The organism is Microbulbifer variabilis (assembly GCF_056232115.1).
This window is the reverse complement of record NZ_CP174325.1, coordinates 4,340,870-4,359,967: the sequence shown is the minus strand read 5'-3', so window position 1 is coordinate 4,359,967 and position 19,098 is coordinate 4,340,870. Positions and strand designations below refer to the sequence as shown.

The 19,098-nt window shown below is 45.9% G+C and carries 10 protein-coding genes; 2 read left to right on the top strand and 8 right to left on the bottom strand.

From position 1 onward, the window contains the following. Positions 1–41: 41 nt before the first annotated feature. Together ACJJI7_RS19370 and ACJJI7_RS19365 are read right to left on the bottom strand one after the other, a co-directional pair. The gene (locus ACJJI7_RS19370) at positions 42–491 is read right to left on the bottom strand and encodes a hypothetical protein (RefSeq protein ID WP_444901457.1); all 450 of its coding nucleotides are present in this window, start codon (positions 489–491) and stop codon (positions 42–44) included. Beyond that, positions 491–1,858 (bottom strand): hypothetical protein, encoded by a 1,368-nt coding sequence (locus ACJJI7_RS19365; RefSeq protein ID WP_444901458.1) that lies wholly within the window; start codon positions 1,856–1,858, stop codon positions 491–493. The genes ACJJI7_RS19370 and ACJJI7_RS19365 overlap by 1 nt, the downstream gene beginning before the upstream one ends. Positions 1,859–2,698: 840 nt before the next feature. On the opposite strand from ACJJI7_RS19365, the gene ACJJI7_RS19360 reads away from it, so the two are divergent. Continuing rightward, the gene (locus ACJJI7_RS19360) at positions 2,699–4,486 is read left to right on the top strand and encodes a C1 family peptidase (protein WP_444901459.1); all 1,788 of its coding nucleotides are present in this window, start codon (positions 2,699–2,701) and stop codon (positions 4,484–4,486) included. A 260-nt stretch (positions 4,487–4,746) separates the two neighbouring features. Further along, the gene (locus ACJJI7_RS19355) at positions 4,747–5,421 is read left to right on the top strand and encodes a hypothetical protein (protein WP_444901460.1); all 675 of its coding nucleotides are present in this window, start codon (positions 4,747–4,749) and stop codon (positions 5,419–5,421) included. A 72-nt stretch (positions 5,422–5,493) separates the two neighbouring features. Here ACJJI7_RS19355 and ACJJI7_RS19350 read toward each other — a convergent pair whose 3' ends face one another. The 6 genes from ACJJI7_RS19350 to ACJJI7_RS19325 all read right to left on the bottom strand — a co-directional run bounded on the left by ACJJI7_RS19350 (position 5,494) and on the right by ACJJI7_RS19325 (position 18,845). After that, entirely contained in the window at positions 5,494–12,618 is a 7,125-nt protein-coding gene (locus ACJJI7_RS19350) for a hypothetical protein (RefSeq protein WP_444901461.1), read from the bottom strand. 121 nt (positions 12,619–12,739) lie between these two features. After that, positions 12,740–13,222, bottom strand: coding sequence for a hypothetical protein (locus tag ACJJI7_RS19345; RefSeq protein ID WP_444901462.1), 483 nt, complete (start codon positions 13,220–13,222; stop codon positions 12,740–12,742). Between the two features lie 193 nt (positions 13,223–13,415). Beyond that, positions 13,416–13,664, bottom strand: a complete 249-nt coding sequence (locus ACJJI7_RS19340; RefSeq protein WP_444901463.1) for a hypothetical protein — start codon at positions 13,662–13,664, stop codon at positions 13,416–13,418. 2 nt (positions 13,665–13,666) lie between these two features. Then, positions 13,667–16,555, bottom strand: coding sequence for a hypothetical protein (locus ACJJI7_RS19335; protein WP_444901464.1), 2,889 nt, complete (start codon positions 16,553–16,555; stop codon positions 13,667–13,669). Between the two features lie 1,097 nt (positions 16,556–17,652). Beyond that, on the bottom strand, positions 17,653–18,138 hold the full coding sequence (locus ACJJI7_RS19330; RefSeq protein ID WP_475717146.1) for a transposase: 486 nt from the start codon (positions 18,136–18,138) through the stop codon (positions 17,653–17,655). A 350-nt stretch (positions 18,139–18,488) separates the two neighbouring features. Continuing rightward, on the bottom strand, positions 18,489–18,845 hold the full coding sequence (locus ACJJI7_RS19325; protein WP_444901465.1) for a hypothetical protein: 357 nt from the start codon (positions 18,843–18,845) through the stop codon (positions 18,489–18,491). Positions 18,846–19,098: the final 253 nt, after the last annotated feature.

The window sequence follows — 19,098 nt, the reverse complement described above, 5'->3', positions numbered from 1 at the left end:
AAAACTGTCCGAAGTATTGATAGATGGTCAACAAAAGCATTTTACTGGACGTCTACACAAGGAAGATCTTGGGTCAAGTCCTGCAGGCGCCCCCAAAAATACTGCGTTGGCTTGGCATTTATACCTTCTTGCTGAAATATTTCTTTCGCTTCTGTGGCTGCCGTTATACCGGCTAGGGCATGAGCGCGGTCACAATCACAGATGGCTAAATGTTCAGCTGCCCGGTAATGTTCTATAGCGCTATCAAAGTTGCCAGCAGATTCGTAATAGAAAGCGAGGCGGAAATGCTTGTCCAGTTCCTTTTCCCCACGGGATGGCTTTTCCGATGGATTAAGAGGCCTCTTTATTTGGTCGCAATTAACTAAGGATTCAGCTGAAACAGTATTTTTCGAAGAGTTCGTGAATTGTGTCGGTGCTTCTCGATGATTATCTAGTGATTGGCCGCAGCCAATAAGAGCCGATACAATGAGCGCACATGCCGCTTTTTGCATTAGGCTGTAGCTCCGGCATTGACCAGTGCCTGCTCAAACTCCTCAGCGTAGCGTGCTATATTGTCCGCTTTATCCATAGCGTTGATAATTTGCCGCGCATGGCGGTAATCGACTATCTGTCCCTTCTCTGGATCGCCGATGGAATGCCTTAGTGCTTTCCCGGTGAAGATTCCTAGGAACATGCCGTAAAAAAGGATGATCGTTGCATATTTTGGAACTTTCACAGCATCGGGGTCTTGGGTAAAGTCTGGGCACTGAGGGTAATGTTCACGTACTACCGGTGTCAGCTTCTCGTAGTTGCGACGCCCGGTTAGCTGCACAAAGCCGCGACCCCGGAATTTATACCCATCGCCCGGCTCAGTATTCCCCAGGTCTTTTCGGAAGTCGTACCTGGTAAAATAAGATTTAGAGCCATATTCCGTAATTGGTTGCATAGTGTATGCCGTTTCGTGAAAAGTCGTTGCGAGCATATAAGCCAGCCAACCAATGCTACGAATTTCCCACTGAATTTTGAAATTTCCGCTCGGCTGAGTCGGCGGGTTTTCCCAGAAATTCAGAATAACCTCCATTCCATTAACCTGTTCCTGGGTCAAGCTACCTTTGAAGATGCCTTTGCGTATATCTTCGTAGAAGGTTGACCTTTCCATTTGAAGAGCAGTTCCTGGGGGCTTTTCGGGTACCGATGGAGCCGGTTGTGGTTCTATAGGTAGTGGTGACGCCTGACTGGTCTCGGCTTGTAGTAACGCTTGTTCGAACTCCTTAGCATAGATTTCAATACTACGTGCCTTATGCATGCTGCCAGTGACTTTACGTGCATGGAAGTAATCGACTATCTGTCCTTTATCTGGGTTGCCAATATATTGTTTCAGTGTTTTATCGTTAAAGAATCCCAAAATCATGCTGTAAAACAGTATTACCGTCGCATACCGTACATCTCTTACCGCTTCGGGGTCCGTGGTAAAATCAGGGCAATTCGGGTAAAATTCACGAACGACTAAGGTCATTTGCTCGTAATTACGGCGCCCGGTTAACGGTAAATAGCCGCGCCCTTTAAACTTTACACCATCACCTTCCTTGGTATTGCCCAGATCTTTGCGGCCTTCATATAATTGAGTAAAGCGTTCATTACTGCCAAACTCTGTGCCCGGTTGCATAGTGAATGCCGTTTCATGAAAAACCGTTGCAAGCATATAAGCTAGCCAACCGATATGGCGAACCTCCCAGTGAGCCTTCAAATCCCCAGTCGGCTGAACGGGCGGGGTTTCCCAGAGATTAAGGATCGCCTCCATTCCTTCAACCTGTTCAAGATTCAGGCGTCCCTCGAATAGATCTTCACGAATACCGTCGTAGAATATTGCACGATCCATAAAAAGCCTCCCTAAAAAGTTTTTGTAAGAAATAAAAAAGGGGAAGGAAAGAATACACTGCGCTCGGACCGTATGAAGCATGGATGCCGATTACGAGCATACAGGGATGTATTCACAGCGCGCCTCGAGCGCTGTGTATTCTTTCCTTCTGACCCAGTAGTAACTTTACCTTTCCTCAAAGTAACTGTGGTCTATGGATTGCTTTGCTTACAGTGGCTGGCAGCTAATCAGGCATCTATTTCCACACCCATGGCTCCGATAAATTAACCGTGTCGCCAATAGTATTATCGCGATTTTTAAGCCGAAAATTGACGACAGAATACCCCTTTGCTTGGACGGAAACTCATCGGAGCGGTTTATAAACCCTTTTAAGGAGAAACTTTTAAGAATCACCTGCGCAAATGTTCCAAGCTCACTTATCGTAGTTGTGAATCAACTTCGTAGTGTTTTCAGCACCACAATTGTCTATTGATGGCCCAATCTCGATATTCTACCAAAACTTATGGTAGAGCTTCTCAAAAAGGAACTATTTCATAAATTCAGTTAAAAACACACTGCTGCAAGCTTGATAATTTTTGGTGTCAGTTTGGCATTGGCGACCTCACAAAAGCGTTCTTTGAATAGCGCTAGCCAGCCTTTAATCTCCTATTCTCATCTTATGCGTCGGAATAGCAGAGATCAGTAAAATATCAGTATCCAAGTCGGTAGTTTATCCTGTATTAATCATGATAATAAAGTAGATATAGAATCTAACTACTATTCTTACCAATAGCTGGAATCGTGCTACTCCCGAATCATCCTCAGTGAAGGAATGTCCGCTTAATAGACCGAGAAATTGCCATGAAGAAGCTGAGCGAGCAATTTAATGTCATTAGTGACGCCCTGGATCTACGGGATCGCTATTATGAGCCCCGCCTGTCTCCCATACCCTGCCAGATGCCGCCTCCCCAAGACCTCACTATTCTCAATCAGGGGCAGGATGGAGCCTGTACCGGATTTGGTTTGGCTGCTGTAATTAATCGTTTGTATCAACAACAGAATCAAAATGTCTTAGTCAGCCCCTGGATGATTTACAACATGGCGCGCAGATACGACGAGTGGCCTGGGGAAACCTATGAGGGGTCAAGTTGTCGGGGAGCGATTAAGGGGTGGTTGAATACCGGTGTTTGTCTCGATTCCCTTTACAAGAAAGAAGATGGCGACACCCCAAATTTTGAACAACTGGAAGATGCAAAGTCTCGAACTATCGGCGCCTACTATCGAATACGCCCGGATATTACTGAGATGCACTATGCACTTCAGGAGACCTACATCATATACGTATCAGCAATGATCCATGATGGTTGGTTTAAACTTCGCAGAAACCCTAACGGCGAATACGTTATACCAGCCAATAAACAACAGATAGGCGGGCATGCTTTCGCCATAGTTGGATATAACACCGAGGGATTTTGGGTTCAGAATTCCTGGGGCAGGGATTGGGGGGACAATGGGAAAGCCCTCTGGCCTTACGAAGACTGGTTAAACTCAGTACTGGATGCCTGGGTGGTACAAATTGCCCTGCCCACGCCGCAGATATTTGACCAATTACGCCGAGCTGGTACCCGGTCCACTGCCAATCTCGCAGCATCCGCTACACCAAGCCGCAATGAGATATGGAGACACTTTGTACATCTTAATGATGGTAATTTCCGTGACGGCGGTAAATACTGGAGCAATGAATCTCATATCGCGGCTATAGCAGATAACCTACACCGAGAGAAAACAAATTTCGATCATTTACTTTTTTATGCACATGGTGGCTTAAATACTGCGAAGGACTCGGCGCGTCGTATCGCAGCGATGAAAAATGTTTTTATTGAGAACCGCATCTACCCCTTTCATTTTATGTGGGACACTGGCCTTCTTGAGATTATGAAGAGTATTCTGACTGATAAATCTGCCCGTGCCGAGCGCATTGCAGGAGGCATACGAGACTGGTTCGATCGTCGAATTGAAAATATGACTCGTTTTCCGGGGCGAGCTATATGGGATGAAATGAAACAAAATGCGGCGAAACCTTTTGAAAGTCAAGATAGCCATGGCTCACGCACACTAAAACACATATTGAACACGCTGAATGAAATAGGCAATAAGCAGGTACATGTGGCTGGTCACAGTGCCGGAGCAATACTTCAAGCACACCTGTTAAAACGTTTATTTAGAGGTAATATGTTCAACAAAGTATCCAGCTGCTCCCTGCTGGCACCGGCCGCCAATTATGACCTCTACCAGCATATTTACAAACCACTGATTAAGAATCAAAAATTAGAATCAACCACCATTTACAATCTGTCCGCAGAAGAGGAAGAAGATGACAATGTCGCTCGAGTCTATGGTAAATCTCTCTTATATCTGGTCTCCAATGCTTTTGAGGAAAAGCGTGGAGAAGCACTCATGGGCATGCAGATCTACAACGATCAGATTCCAATGAACGAGGTAAAAATCCATTACAGTCCTTCCAATGCCACCAAGAGTAAAACACATGGCGGGTTCGATGAAGATCCGGCAACGATGAATAGTCTGCTACGCAAAGTTTTAGGTAAAAAACCGCCACGACCATTCACTACTGGAGATTTGGAATATTGACTGGAAAGGTACTCTAGTAGCTTGAAGGCATTTATAGAAATCACTTTATGTCATCCATGCACAGCAGGATGATGAGACATTCGACGAATTCAACCTGAATAAATTACATTTGTTGGAGCAACCATATCTACCGCATACTATTTTCTGACTATACGACCCACTTCACCGATTAAGATTCCATTAAGTGAGTCCTGGAACACCTTCAGCTGTACTTAGTCGACCCTAGCATTAATATTAAATGAGAAAGCGAGGTGACATACATGATCATTGAAAATGCCACAATGATAGTGGGGATCATCTTGGGAGGAATCTGCCTCCTCGCTGCGGTATACAACCACATTAAGCATCAAAATTTCGGGTTGGGAGGTGTCGTACTTGTAATGTTTGGCTCGATGCTACTTGCTTTATCTATCTGGGGATCCGTGGAAATATGGATAGGAGATTCTGGAGCAAAATTTCAACTTAAGGAGGATTTTGGTGCAGAGAAAGCGGAACTCAATAACCAACTGGAAGAGCTGCGTTTAAGATTGACCACCAATAGAAAAGATATTGACAGAATGGCCGAACATATTCCACGTGCAACTATTAGCCCAGCGCAAGAAAAAGAAAGAAGGGCAACTCGGGAAAAATTTGAAAGAAATTCGCATTACTCTATCCTCATATTCAACAAGGCCGCACAGCAGGAAAATGCAAAGACTATTACTAAAGATTTACTTGAAGCCGGATTTAAAACTTCTGCAACTGAGACTGATCTAGAGGAGGCAAAACAACAATTTCCAACCAATGTAGCATGGGTGGTTTACACAGAACGAGGGGAAAGGATACTTCCTGAAGTTAGAAGAATTTTATCCCAATCAACAACAGATATCCGCTTTGAGATAGACTCGAATCCAGTCTCTTTACGCCGGGGGGACATCCAGGTTCTATTGTTCTAACCCACTCGGGTTATTGCAGATGATTTTATTATCAACATACGGTCCCGAGCACAGTGTATTCCTTCCCCCTTTTTAGTAAGTACTTCCAAATAACACTGTAATCTTATTAATTTGCACCAGTGGTAGTTGCTGCCCATTAACTGTGCCAAATAAGGTAAATCCAATATTGAGCCGTGCATTATCGGAAGGGAGCTGGCTATTCTGGAACCACTGCCAGACTTGTGACGCAACACTCCGCGCTGTCGTCGATGGAGACAACGTGTCTAACTCAAGCGCGTTGGCTAACAAAACGGAAGCTTCCGCCATCAAATGGCTACTACCGCTGTTATCACTTACCAGCGAGTAGGCGTAACTAATTCGCAAATTAATCCTGGGATTAATAGCAGCGAAGTTGACCGAAGAAATAGGCTCGATAATATCTTCCATCACTTGCTGTAAAGTAGCCTCACTCATCGGTCCAACAGCGACGGGATTAAGTGATTCCCGTTCAACTAACGGAATAGTTGCATTTACAAAGGAGGTTTCGTCCGTTGTGTAAATAAACAGTGGATTGGTTTTCTCATTGGGTACTAACTCGGCGTTGCGAACAATCCATGAAGTGAAATTGGCAGACTGATAAGCCAGTATATCTAGGGGTGTCCAAGTTAAAGTTAGAGGACTAAACAGGGGGGCAGCTGGAATACTGTGCTGAAGCTCCCACCATCCGTCTTTTTCCGTAGCCTGGCTAGAATCCGGCTCCCAAAGGTTATCTTCATTCATAAGATCCTTAAAGGAGAGAGAAGGCCAGATAGCAGGATTCTCGTTATCCCGATCAGTTTGCCCTTGCAGTGTCAGCGTATTCAGTGCGGTGTTGACACCAGGGTCTCCGCTCAGAGTGAGATGGAAATGGTCGATCTCATTATCTTCAACTAACAAATCTTCGGCAATATCCCAATTGGTGGGCCAAGACTCTGCAACATTATTTACCAGTGTGACAAAACTTGAAACAAGCTCGGATGCTTCCCCACTAGTGTTACCCTGGGAAGCGGTACCACTACTATAGGCTTCAGACAAAATATTATTTAATTGGGCCGACAAGGCCGGATACTCTTGGTGAAATTCTGCAAGAGCTGTAAATAAGGCATCAGTAACTCCTAGATTTTTTCTGGCCTCAGTGATTCGCCGTTGCCCCGGCGCGATCGGTTGGTTGCGGATAATATCAAAATACAGGTCATCTTGACTGGCAATATCGGTGCTTATTTGCACCGTATAGGTCCACTCCATCGCATCGAGAATTTCATCGCGAAGCTCTGAAGAGCCGGATAACTCCGTTAACTGTTTGGCTCCAGTGCCACTGTGGGACAACAGTGTTGGCAAGGCTGGCTCAAAAGGCAGGGGGATCGGGATGATAGCATCCGTATTGAGTGACGCCTGGGCAGTGATAGGCATCAGCAGGGGCGCCTCTTCGGGCAGTGCAAATTTTACCCAGGAACTGGGTACGTAGCCGAGAAATTTGCTACCTTCTTCAAAGTTATGTTGCAAGTAGCTGACATTGTATTGCAGTGGTAGCTGAATACTGGAGTGATCCTCCGGTGTGGTAACACTAAGCAAAGAAGTTGCCCACTGCTGGCCTGTATCAAGGCTCAGATAAACCGCTGAGAACTGGTATAACTTGTCGATATCAGCGTCGCTTTTATTCAGTGCATCATCATTAGGTTGGACAATGCTGCCAAACAGTTGTGGTGCCTTTTGTGGGTGAGTGCCATCTATAATTTCTGATGCATTAATATCAGCGGGCACCTGAACAACAGTGGAAATGGTGTAGGCACTGGTAAGGTTTACTAATAGCGCTTGCCGCAACCGCTCCTGAGCTTCTCCGATATCACCCTGTCCTTCATCCTTCTCTAAAATCGACACCAGTCCGCTAGGTATTGATGTCGCAAGAGTTTGTTTGCTCGCCATTAACTGATCGTAGTAATCAGTGTTATAACGCTGATCCAGCAGCGCCACTGCGATACCAAATTCTGCCGTTAGAAATGCTTCCACAGCCATCAAAAAGCTTTGGGCCCATGCATCCATATCGATATCATTGTACTGGATATCATTGACCATACCGCTGCATGGTGTCGTATTCAGTGGCCGAAGCGCAAAATAAACCGGATCGCTGCAAAAGCTTATATCAAAGCCTTTAATTTCACTGAAGCGAACGGCCCATAAATCAGGAACTTGATTACTGTCATCGGCCACTTGTTGGACTGATTTCTGCGCCAGTTTCAATACGCCTCCAGCCTGATCAAAATCAGCAAACGCTGCTTCGAAATAACGGGCAAAGTTAGTGATTCGATTACTGTCCTCCGAGATCCAGTCTGTAGCCATTTCCTGAGCAACAGGGAAAGGGGGTAAGTTAAGTTTTGCCGGGATCTGAAATTGCAGTTCAGCGGCTGCGGGCAAGCATGTTATTGCCGGCGGATAAACCAGTGAGCTGTCGCGCTTCATCGTCAGACATGCCGTGATCTCAACAATATCATCTGGTTGCTCCAAGACATCTCTAAAGGCGACAGGAAAGTTAAATTGTGTGCTAATCGTAGGCTCAGTCAATGAGGGCACCGCACTGAAAACAGCATCATTGACTTGCTGGTTGATATATTCCAGTACCTGCTCTGCAAAGTTAAGCAGTTCCCTTTGAGGGTTACCAATACTCACGGTTCCGGTCAGGCTGGTGGTAACCGTTAGAGAGGTATTGCAGTCGGTAAGTTGGTCAATGATCAAACGATAGCGCGTTTGAATAGCTTGCCACTGCTGCTTCTCATCAGCAGCAAGTGAGGAAAATTCTGGTGAGTGTGTAGCGCTGACTATGCCTGGATTAAACTCCATAGACAGTTTCAGCAGAGCCGTATTGTCGTTATGATCAATAAAAAAGAATCCAGTCTCCACCCCCGGCCACTCTCCGGGGCTGATAAGGGGATCATTATAGAGCGGCGTAATCGTATCTCTGTATTGTGTGTTCAGCGGGTTGCCGTATAAATCACAAATCCGGAATGCCAAATCTGTTTGCTGGCCGATAATATCGTAGCGATTGGCCATTATTGGGGAATCCACCTCTGGCCATGTTTCCTGAAGGAAGGCAAACACCGGAATGACCTGGCGCAGTTGCAAACAACCATCTGCCTGTGGGGAAACCTCATCCTCGCTCTGGGTGGGGCCCACTGGTAAACTCCAGACCGAAGCACGATAAGTGCCGTTGCCTATTAGCTGATACTGAAGCAGGTGGTAAAGTTCATTGACCCGAATCTGCGGCAGATTACCGTTCGCCGGAATCTGGATCAAATCATCATCACTAACAGGTGTCCAATTGATGGCAAAGCCTATATTGCCGGCTTCATAGGTGGGCTGATAATTGGTGAGGGGCACACCATTCATATCGAATACTTCGGCAGTCAGGGTGGGAGCCGGACTGTCACATTCCACCCACAAGGAGTTTTCATAGGGGGCAAAAGCCACCCTATTGTTCCCAGCATTCTGACACTGAACCAAAATAGTAAAATCAGCGGTTCCACCAGAAGTGCCTAGAACAGTGCCTTGGTTGGGGTCAGTCGGAGAGTCAGTAGCGTTGGCGGTATCCGCAAACAGATCATCGGGCAAGCCCCCACCCGAGCTAGTTTTATAATAGAGATAAAAGCCTTGGGCCCGAACAACGCTCAGCTCCCATATTAGACGCAGGAAATTTTTCACATCACTTAAGGGAGCGAAGTCGGAATTATCTGCTCCTGATAAAACGTTAAACGTGTGGGCGTGCAAGGCACTGACTTGTTCTACTTGATTTAAAGTCGAGAGGTTCAATTTGGCCAGTAGTACACTGGGGTCCAAATCGTCCGAACGCAGTTTGTCACTGCCGGGGCACTGGTAGAGCAAACTGATGCTTGCATTGGACAAATCACTTTTCAACGCCTGTTCAATCAAATCCCGGGTGGCTTCATCAGTGCCGTTTAGTTGGTAGATATTCGCTGAGGAGTCAGCTTCCGCGAGTAACCCCGATGAGCGGCCCATAGCGCTCTCTGTAGAGCTTTGAACTTGACGCAGTGACAGCGGAATAGCCAAACTTGGAATCGCTTCTACATCCGCTCCGAGAATAGCTGCTCCGCTGTCGACCCTTTCCAGTGCGAGCTGCACGCCCTGCTTCTGCGCAACTAGATTCATCAGCGGCTGAGGTAGGGTATACAGGGTACGCGCTTCATCCGGCGCGTCCCAAGCAAGGCTGTTTTTTAAGTTGAACCCCAAGGGCGTAGCTGTCAGCGGTGGCAGTGCACGGAAATCAATGGTGTTTTCTGCGGGACTGGTGGGTTGAGTTGATGATCTAACCGCCTGCCAGTTAGGGTTTGGGGCCGAAGGTAGTTCAGTAGGTAATTCAATCTCCGTTTGCACCCTATCGGGACTAACACCATTAAAGCTAATCCAAGCGGCCGACTGGCCCGGTGAGAAGCTCAAACAGGCTTCCTCTGTAGCGCTCCCTTCACTGGCCGAAAATTGCTGGCCAGACAATTCGAATAGGGAAGCCACGGGAAAATCAGCGATGATTTCGGGGCTCAATTGAGGCGGCACCTTATCTGGCTCAGGTAATTGCAAGCCTGACATCAGATAACGTGAACCGAACCCCGCAACATTGGCATAGTCAAGTTCATCCAGCAAAGTACTGAGTTCCTGCCCTGGATCACTGGCAGCGGCATGGGCGCTGACTAAATCGACATACCGGAAAGGGTCTTCCGACAAAGCTGCAGAGGCAATGGCAATATCTTTTTGCAGCCTTTGATCGATATCTTGCTCATACTGTTGAGCTGCCGGAATCAACAATGAAACCACATAACGCGCGATCAAAACAAAGTAATCTGTAAACAAAAAGCTCGCCATGCTGGGACCTGTTAACGGCGAGGTCTCTGCTGTTTCGAGAATTTCTGAGCCGACCCCCGGCACTTCTGAACCGATAAGGCCCAGATTGTCAAAATACATGTCGATGGCCTCTAGGTAATTGGCCGGGGTGCGATTAAATTCACTGAAATCTACACCATTGTCACCGCTCTGCAGACGTAATTCATCGAACATGGGTAATATGGCTGCTGTTTGCAGAGTTTCTTCAGAAACCTGTTGAAAGCTGCTGATACTAAAAACCAGATTCTCTTCAAAATAAGCTTTGAGTTTTTCCACAAAACCATCAGTGCCGCCGAATAGTGGACCGGGCTCTTCTGTTCCGGTACCGAGATTATCAGAAAGCCTTTGTAAGGTTTGTGAAAGCGGTATTTCAACAGGTGTTGGAGGGACAAATGTCAATAACCAGTGTACCAGTTTAATAATGAGTTGTTCATAGCCGGTAGCCGTCCCAGGCGACTTTAATGGCACTTCACCGGGCGCCGGGCTCTCCATCACCAGCGAACCAATAAGTTTGATTGATGCTGTATTCTCGCTATAAACCACAGTAGGTTGAAGCAGGAAAACCACTTCCAGCTCCGCTAGACTCGATTTTATGGGTGCATCAGTAAACTGTTCTTTTTCAAAACCTTCACGTATAAAACGAGTTGGAACACTGAAATTATGTAAAAGCTGGACAGGCTGTTTCATTTCTCTACGTATACGTAGGGAGGCGTTTTTGGCCCGTTCTGCTAGTATGTCCGTTACACTAAATTCGGGGAAACTGAGACCAGGTGCCGAAGGACCGTCAATAGATGCCGGAGTACCACTTCCCACATAAAAAGTGTGGGTCACTGTAGTATGGAATGACAAGTGGATACGTATAAATACCACTTTAACCGAGACACTCACCCTCACAGAAGCCGAGACAGGAATGACTGTTTGATAGCCCGTTTCAAAGGCAATACCTGCAGTGGCAGTGAAGCTCACTGTCACAGTGGCCTTAATAATTCCCAGGTTCACGGAGCCTTTTAACAGCACTGCAATACTGGCGGCGCCGGCAAACCAATAGTGATCTGGCGGTTTGGCTAAGGAATTCCCCGAACCATTTTCATTGGCTCGCCAAGCCAGCAAGCCCTGCATTGAGACCGCCACTGTAGCAGCTAAGGACGCACTCAATGGCCCGGCCTTGATACTCAATCCCGCACTTACCTGAATGCCGATACCAAATTCAAGAATAGGATTGTAATTGACACTCGGAGTTGCACCTGGGTTATTTCCGCTGCGCAACTTCGCAAAATAGAATCCAGCCCAACCGGTAAGAACGCTGACAGAGATACCAATAGACCGCTCCGGGCTCACGGGCCAGCCTACATTTATCCGAAAATCACCATTGGTGTAAACCCAAATGGAAAAGCTAGGTAGTATAAGAATAAACCCATTAAGCGGAATTCGACGCATCGCATAGGGCAACGTCAGGGAGCCATAGTAAACGCCGAGATTTGGTCCTAGCTTCTGGTAGAGAATTTCAAACAGCAGGCCACTGAAAAACGAAGGTGGTGTGGACATAGGCACCGAAATTTCGAGGCCATACATAACTGGATCATTGAAAAGAACTCTCAAGCGGAATTCACGCAGCGAAAGATCTACAGCAATAAACCAGTCTCGATCGGGCTGATAAAACTCTTTAGCCAGCTCTGTGATGATGGTAGCCGGATCATCACCCACCAACTGATTTTCCAGTTGGTGGAATATTTCCTCCATGGGGTTAGCAGATTCGGCAACTTGAAGCCTGGGACCTACCCGCTGACCGATGCCTAAATAGTGCAGCTTGAAAGCCGAAATTGAATTCTGGGAAGGTATCGGGAAGGGAAAATTAACCAGTTGTTCAGTAGCGCCAGCATCCGGACTAATAGTTTTGCCCGAAGTTGATGGCGTTGTGGGCGTTTTGATTTTTGCCTTTACTGTCAAGCCGTCACCATCACCGTCATAGCCAATTAATATAGCGAATACTTGTATATTGGGCTCAAAAGTAATCTCAACGGGACCATAACGGCCGGTACCGCCAATTTCCAGTGGCTGATCGAGTGCCAACTGAAGATAGGCGGCAGTATTGCCATGCGCTGTGCTGGGTGTCACACTAAGCGAGGGTTTGATGTCCCGATCCATGATTGCCTGCCAAGGCCCGGCAGGGATGTCCGGAAGCGAAATCCCCGTCGCCGACTCCAGTTGGCAGCTAAAAAGATTCCAGACATCATTGATAGATAGTGACTGAGTTGTTGCGAGAGTTAAAGAAAGAGGTCCCCCCAACAACTGCATATCTAATTCTAGGGGAACATCAAATGCGCTACCTGTCGCCTTCAAAAGGAGGTTGGTCATAGCCTTATTAGAATTATTCTAGTTATGAAGTTTACGAGTTGATACGAGTGATAGGATCAAGCTAATCGGGTTCGGGATCCTTATTGGAAGCTATTTCTACCCCGATAGAGTCCAATGCTATGTCACCGAGGATGGTGATTGGAGCTTCCGGAGTTACAGTGACACCGAAGCTATAGTTCCCGTTGGCTGTGTCCACGGATAATACCGTGATCGTAATGTTCGCGCGGAGAAAATCATTTAAAGCATTTTTTATATTTTTCAGTATCTTAGGGTCATTTTCGTTATCGCCAGGGAGATTGTTGATCGCACTGCCAATATCTCCCTCGTCAATCGGTATGCCTAGAGTGTCTTTTAGCCATGCCATGAATTCAGCGATATTACCAAGCACCACCGGTTGGGAAAGGCTAAATTTGATCCCTGAGGTTTCACTAATATTTTTAATGTCCTGGCTGTTGATGGGAATTTTCTGACCCTTGTAATCGAACGTGGCACTGACAGTAAGGCCTGTAGGCGGGTCATCATTCCTAAGAGCTGGAGTATTCATGGCATTTACCTTTTATGTTATTGCTTGTTGTGGAAATTTTCAATTTACAAAACGGACAATAAAATCAATAAATCATCACCTATTTCACGGATTCGCATCGGTCTATCCCAAGGGCGGTACACCCTTGTGCCGCATTAACCCATTAACTGGTTAGTTGGCTAAGTTAATCGTAATTTGCCTCTACGTAAGCAGGCTAATCTCTGTAAATATTGATCCTCAGATCTTCAAATACAAAGTTTCCACTTCCAAAAGGTTTCCAGGTACCTTCCACTACCACAGTCTGCGGGGGTGGGCCTTCTGCGGGCAGCCAGTCGACGACTTTATTCCACAGGGTAACAACAGCAGCTGGCCAACCTGTCAACGGCAGTAGTGGCAATGACAAGCCGTAGATTTGATTGAGCCTTAGCATTAGATCGTCGACGATTTTGCTAGAAGAACTCATGATTAATCATTCTCCGGTTTAACTGATAAAAACCATGCCAAGTTATTAGCATAGGTGGGAATGACATGCTCCGGTGTTTCCGGTGTTGTTGTTCCCGCAAAAACCGTGAAGTCGACCATTACCCCCGGGGGGAAACTGTAGCCAAAAGCGCTCAATTGAACATTATTGAACAATATGCCATACACGGTTTGACTACCGTTTTCCAGGTCGACTTTAAGCAGGTTGGCATCACCAAATGCTGTCTTCAGTACACCTTCGAGTTCAAAACCACCAGCACCGGCGGATAATTGCGGCAATTGGATAAAAAGTGCGGCGGCGTCGTTATCCGGTATGGTGGATGAAGGCCCCCAGGCCAGAAGCACCTTAGCTTCCAGCTTGGCATCCGCACCAAGAGCACCGAGCGAGCCGAGTAACATGTCGTACTCCAAAGCATATCTCGGCGCGCTGGTAACGTAAGTGCTAGGCGGACTAGCGGCTTGGTCGGGAGAATCCAGCAATGCTGGCTGTACAAGTGAATCCGCATTGATTGGGTTGGATTCCAGCTGCAAGATATTCACAGCGGTAGATCCGGTATTGGTGGCATTAATTGCCTCTTCTTCGCCAACAATAAAACGGCTGAATTTTAGCGGAATGCTGAACAGCAGACTATTAGGGCGAATGGCATCAGTACTCGGATCTGCAGTCATAGCCGTCAAGTCCAGAGTGACTCGTTTACTATCAGGCACCGTTATACCCACTTCATTAAGAGTAAAATCTACATCAACAGAAAGATTTGAGATTGCCAAACCTACATCGGGCCCATCCTTGCACCCATAGGAAAACAAATCCAGCTGATCACTGTCTGGGAACGGGTTGGGACAAAACCACAAGGCACCACTTAAACTGAAGCGCGCACGGACCTCGGTTGTACCTTTTTCTTGTACCGGCTGGCTGCTCACCGGTACCAGACTTGCCTGATTAAATTCTACTTTCTCCAACACTCTTACGTTGGGCACTACTGGATCAATATTGGGATCATTTACTATAAATTTGTATTTAAACTTCTGTTCACTAATAAATGTCATCCGGCCGACACCATCACTACCGGCCTGATACTGCCCTTTGATACTTATGGTGTTCAGTTTGGAATCGACTGGGGGATGGATCAATTGAACATCTCTACCCATCAATTGGTTGAGGGTGAGCCCAACGCTGGTATTAAACTGTGTAATACTGGAATTACTAAACACCACCACCAGTGTTTCTGTTTCGTAATCCACTGGTGTATCACACAAATCAGGGTTCGAAGGCTGGCCATTGCCGTTATAAAATATAACTCCAAATAAGGACGATTGATCGATCTCTAATTTCCCAGACTTGGCCTCAACATCCATCATATTACCCTGAATACCCAAATGGTGCGCACGCAGGGGCCCGTTAACGCCTCCCAGGAGCATTTGTAAATCTGCCGGCATGCCATTGCCATTAATACCTGTGTTGAGAAATAACACTCCTGTCCAGGCTGGATCATTCACCAGGTTATTAAAGTGTTCGAAAGGATCGCCGGGCACTCGTTGCTGAGCAAAGGTAATATAGTCATCGATCAGTGCTGAGGTCGCCTCTGGATCACTATTATAATGCTCTGCACCGGTCCATAGCCCCGGATTAGCAACCAGCTCTGCGACACTGGCTGTAGTATTAAACTTAAAAATCATAATGAGCTGTGCGTCCGGATTTTCACTATCAAAACCCAGCTCAAATTGAAAACCACTGAGAAAAATCGTCGAGTCAAAGCTCCAGCATTCAGAGGGTTCAGTTACGATAAAAAAAAGCTGATTTTGTGTCAGTATCAGCGACAGGTCTGCAGGGAATTTTGGAGGGGAACCATAGGATAAAAACTGCAGCTGGGTCTCCGGAATCGGAGGGTCGGCATTCAGCATAGCTGGCTGCTTGGCCAGCACCACTTTGTTCCAACTACCATCGTCATTGAGCTCAATTAGCAGCCCTTGGGGCGTAGTAGAGCTAAGCATACTTGAAGGGCCCAGCAGACTGCCCCCAGGGAGAAATACTGGTCCCTCAGAATGTAAAGTCAATTGACCATGGCGGGCACTGCTGAGAATGGTCGCCTCAAAGCGACTGATTTGTTCGCTGTTTAAAGGGGAAGGAGCGGAGAAAATACCGCCCAATGGCACACAGGGGAATGCGGTACTGTTAGATAAAGTTGCCAGGCGAGCATCGACGCTATTTGAAAAGGGGCCACCATCCTGTTCAATAAAAAAGCTTCCAGAGCTAGGTTCGCCAAAGTAGTGCCCCTCTTCAGTCAGTACCTGCATCCAGGATGTGGTGTAGTCGTTCTGAAGTAAATCCAAATTACTGGGTGGTGAGTCAGATGGAGATCCGCTAACCGAGAATGATCGCGCATAGGCAGGCTGATCGTTGATAAACTGTATTTTAGTACCCTCAGAAATTCGCAGGAATTCCTGTGAATAAAGCCCGGGCATAAGCTCTATTATCGAGTTCTTGCCATCAGCTTCTATATTTTCAAGTGTAAAAATCCCTACGGGCGAAAGATATAAGTTGCTGGGAAAGTGAGCGGGCAAGCCACTTATATCTTGATCCTGCATTTTTGAAAAGCCAAATCCAGCACCGATTTCGCCGTTGACGGGTAAAACTGTACCCGGATCATAGGGTGATAATTTTACCGGAGCACCTTCGGTAGTGAAAAAATAGCTGGAAGCAATGGCTTTGGCTTCGGTTGCCCATTCCTGATTATCAGAACGATTTGTGACATCCAACTGTAAGCGTGTAGCGAAGAAATTCGTAGGAAGAACGGGGTTTAACCAAAAATCAAAACCGACTGTTCCTTTTACATCTGTAAAATCGAACATAGGAAATTGGATCTCATCCGACACGGATTTCCTGCCATTCGAGGAGATTTCAGGGATATATTTAAAATGACAGCCAGTTGCGGCTACTAGTTTACGCAGGTGGCAATCACTCAATCCAAATGGAAAATTCAAGCTACCGGCAGCCAGTCCAGAAAAGTACAGCTGTATTGCCGAACCTATGGGGGATAGATCCGGCCACGCAACATAGAGCTCTTTATCTGAATCGTAATGAAATAGCTGGAATGGTGATATAGTTCCCGGTAACGAAAACCTCAGAACAGGAGAACCTTCTTCCACCCCAATGAGCTCAGCCTTACTTCCTGGTATAAACTCTAATTTAAGTTGCGACCAATATAAGTTTTCAGAGCATCGTACTTGAAAATTAAACTCTGTGTTTAGTATGCTGATAGCTGGTATATCCTTTGGTAATGATTGATTTTGCAGCCATACAAGTGCATGTTCAGGTTGTATAGTACCGGTAAGGTCGGGAAAACAGGTTTTAGCTTTCTCGATAAAGTCAGGCGCTTCTTGTTGACTCACTTCTACGCCTATAAAAATATACCAACCTGACATTTCATTCCAAGTGTGTTCGAGTGTAACTTTCGCATGTTTTGGCGAATGTTGGGAGCTATGCTGGGCAAGAATTAAAGAGGGTGGTGAAAGTAAAAAGTATACCCACAGTGACTGCTCGCCAATATAAGGGCGGTTCTCTGGTGGCGCTGAAATTAAGTATAATCCTTGGCAAATTTCCGTTAACTCTTCTGATAAGACGCCGGCAAAACTTTTTGCTCCATGCTTTTCACTCATATTCTATTATCCGAAATTAACAGAACACAACTTTCGCCATAGCGGTGCACAAACACCAAATTAACGTTCATCACCTCATAGGCGATATTTACGGCCGCATAAAAGCTGTCTCGATATGATTTTTACCCCTTAAAAACATTTGATACCTTGGTGGTTATATATAACGCCAACCTACAGATATTTTCACAGCCTTAGCCGATACTACCAGCATTCTTTACTGAGGATTAGTACCCTTCGCTGATATATTAAAAAATCATATATTAATTTATAGATTAATTGTTGGGTGTTATATCCCAACATTACTTCGGGCAGTTTTACGCAGCTATAGTGCTGTAGTCACTATACCGTTCGTAAATGTTGGCAACTTTTCCACAACTTTGGTCCAGATCTAACTCGCCAAAAAGTCTATTCATAAGGTACTGATAGAACTTGCGGCGCTTCCAGCTGGCAATTGAAATAACCGTTGCTTTATCCGTTTTCTTCGCTTTTCTGTCCTCAGCTCTCAGTAAATTTAGGGCTGTCAGTGTTGCATTTACTTGTAGATCGATAGCTTCTTTTCGAGTTGACTGGCAGTGGGTTAGACCTGTGTACTGTTTGGCATCCCTGAACAAAAACTCTATTTGAAACCTTGACCTGTAATAGGCGATCCGTTTCATTGCATCTAGCTCTGTGTCTGCCGAATACAGCAGTGCATACCCATCTTTGTCGCCGTTAGTAGACCTCGGCATCACAACGCGAATAACTCTTTTCAAAAAACTTGCATAGGCAGCCTTTGTATAAACTTCAGTCGTATCATTCAGAGCGCCAACATGATCAAAACGGTTCAGGCCAGCTATAAAGTCAACTTTTCCATCGTATTTTTTGGGGCGTCCAATGCCGCTTTAAACGCCTTCATATAGCCATAGCAGGTTTGCATCAGATCGCAACTTGCCAACGATGTGTAACCCCGTTGGAATGATGTTCGCAACAAATTTCACCTTGCTATAGTAGGTATCTGCAGCAGGATACTTAATGCCGAGATCAAGGAGTGTTGGTGCAAGTTTGACGGCATGGTTAGCATATAGCTCAATTCGGGATCGGCCTTCTTCGTCTATTGTCTGCTGGGCATCCATGGCATAGGCAGTATTCGACTTCAGGTCAGTGATGCTGATTATAGAGATTTCAAGGCCACGTTGTGAGGCTCCGGTACCACCATTGTAATACCAGCCAACTTCCTCTGTTGTTTTCCTGGTTTATTGATAAAACTAGCATCTATAGCCGCCACACATTCATCGTTGTTTGGGAATGTCTGCATAAATAATTCTGCATTGAACTTAACGAAGTCAAAATTCCGACGAGACCATCGACGATAGCGCTTTTCACTGGCTAAACTGTATCGCTCCATGTTCAGAAATGTCGCCTTCCCCTGAAAAACCATCAGTACAGTAAATAGCGTGAGTATGAAATTTCTCCGTGGTTTTTTGACATTGGACATTCGAACGAAAATAGCTTTAACTCCGTTTTCCATAGGCAGGTACTGCGTCAATTTGATCTGAGGACCTTATTTTTCCATACCTGTCTATGGTTTCTACCCATTTCACCTCTTAAAACTGTCCGAAGTATTTTTAAAGAAAAGAAAAGCATAATCCTGGTTTAGATTAGGTTGCATATGACTCTCCTGTATTTTTCAGTATAGAAGTGGTTTATAACTATATTTGCAACAAGAATAATTTAACTGTCTATGAAAAAAATTCACAAAAGCACTTTGCAACCCTTGATGA

Excerpts from the sequence above, each read along its gene's own strand:
- ACJJI7_RS19360 (WP_444901459.1), top strand. The coding sequence starts at position 2,699 with ATGAAGAAGCTGAGCGAGCAATTTAATGTCATTAGTGACGCCCTGGAT.
- ACJJI7_RS19325 (WP_444901465.1), bottom strand. The coding sequence starts at position 18,845 with ATGGAAAACGGAGTTAAAGCTATTTTCGTTCGAATGTCCAATGTCAAA.
- ACJJI7_RS19345 (WP_444901462.1), bottom strand. The coding sequence starts at position 13,222 with ATGAATACTCCAGCTCTTAGGAATGATGACCCGCCTACAGGCCTTACT.
- ACJJI7_RS19365 (WP_444901458.1), bottom strand. The coding sequence starts at position 1,858 with ATGGATCGTGCAATATTCTACGACGGTATTCGTGAAGATCTATTCGAG.
- ACJJI7_RS19370 (WP_444901457.1), bottom strand. The coding sequence starts at position 491 with ATGCAAAAAGCGGCATGTGCGCTCATTGTATCGGCTCTTATTGGCTGC.
- ACJJI7_RS19350 (WP_444901461.1), bottom strand. The coding sequence starts at position 12,618 with ATGCAGTTGTTGGGGGGACCTCTTTCTTTAACTCTCGCAACAACTCAG.
- ACJJI7_RS19340 (WP_444901463.1), bottom strand. The coding sequence starts at position 13,664 with ATGAGTTCTTCTAGCAAAATCGTCGACGATCTAATGCTAAGGCTCAAT.
- ACJJI7_RS19355 (WP_444901460.1), top strand. The coding sequence starts at position 4,747 with ATGATCATTGAAAATGCCACAATGATAGTGGGGATCATCTTGGGAGGA.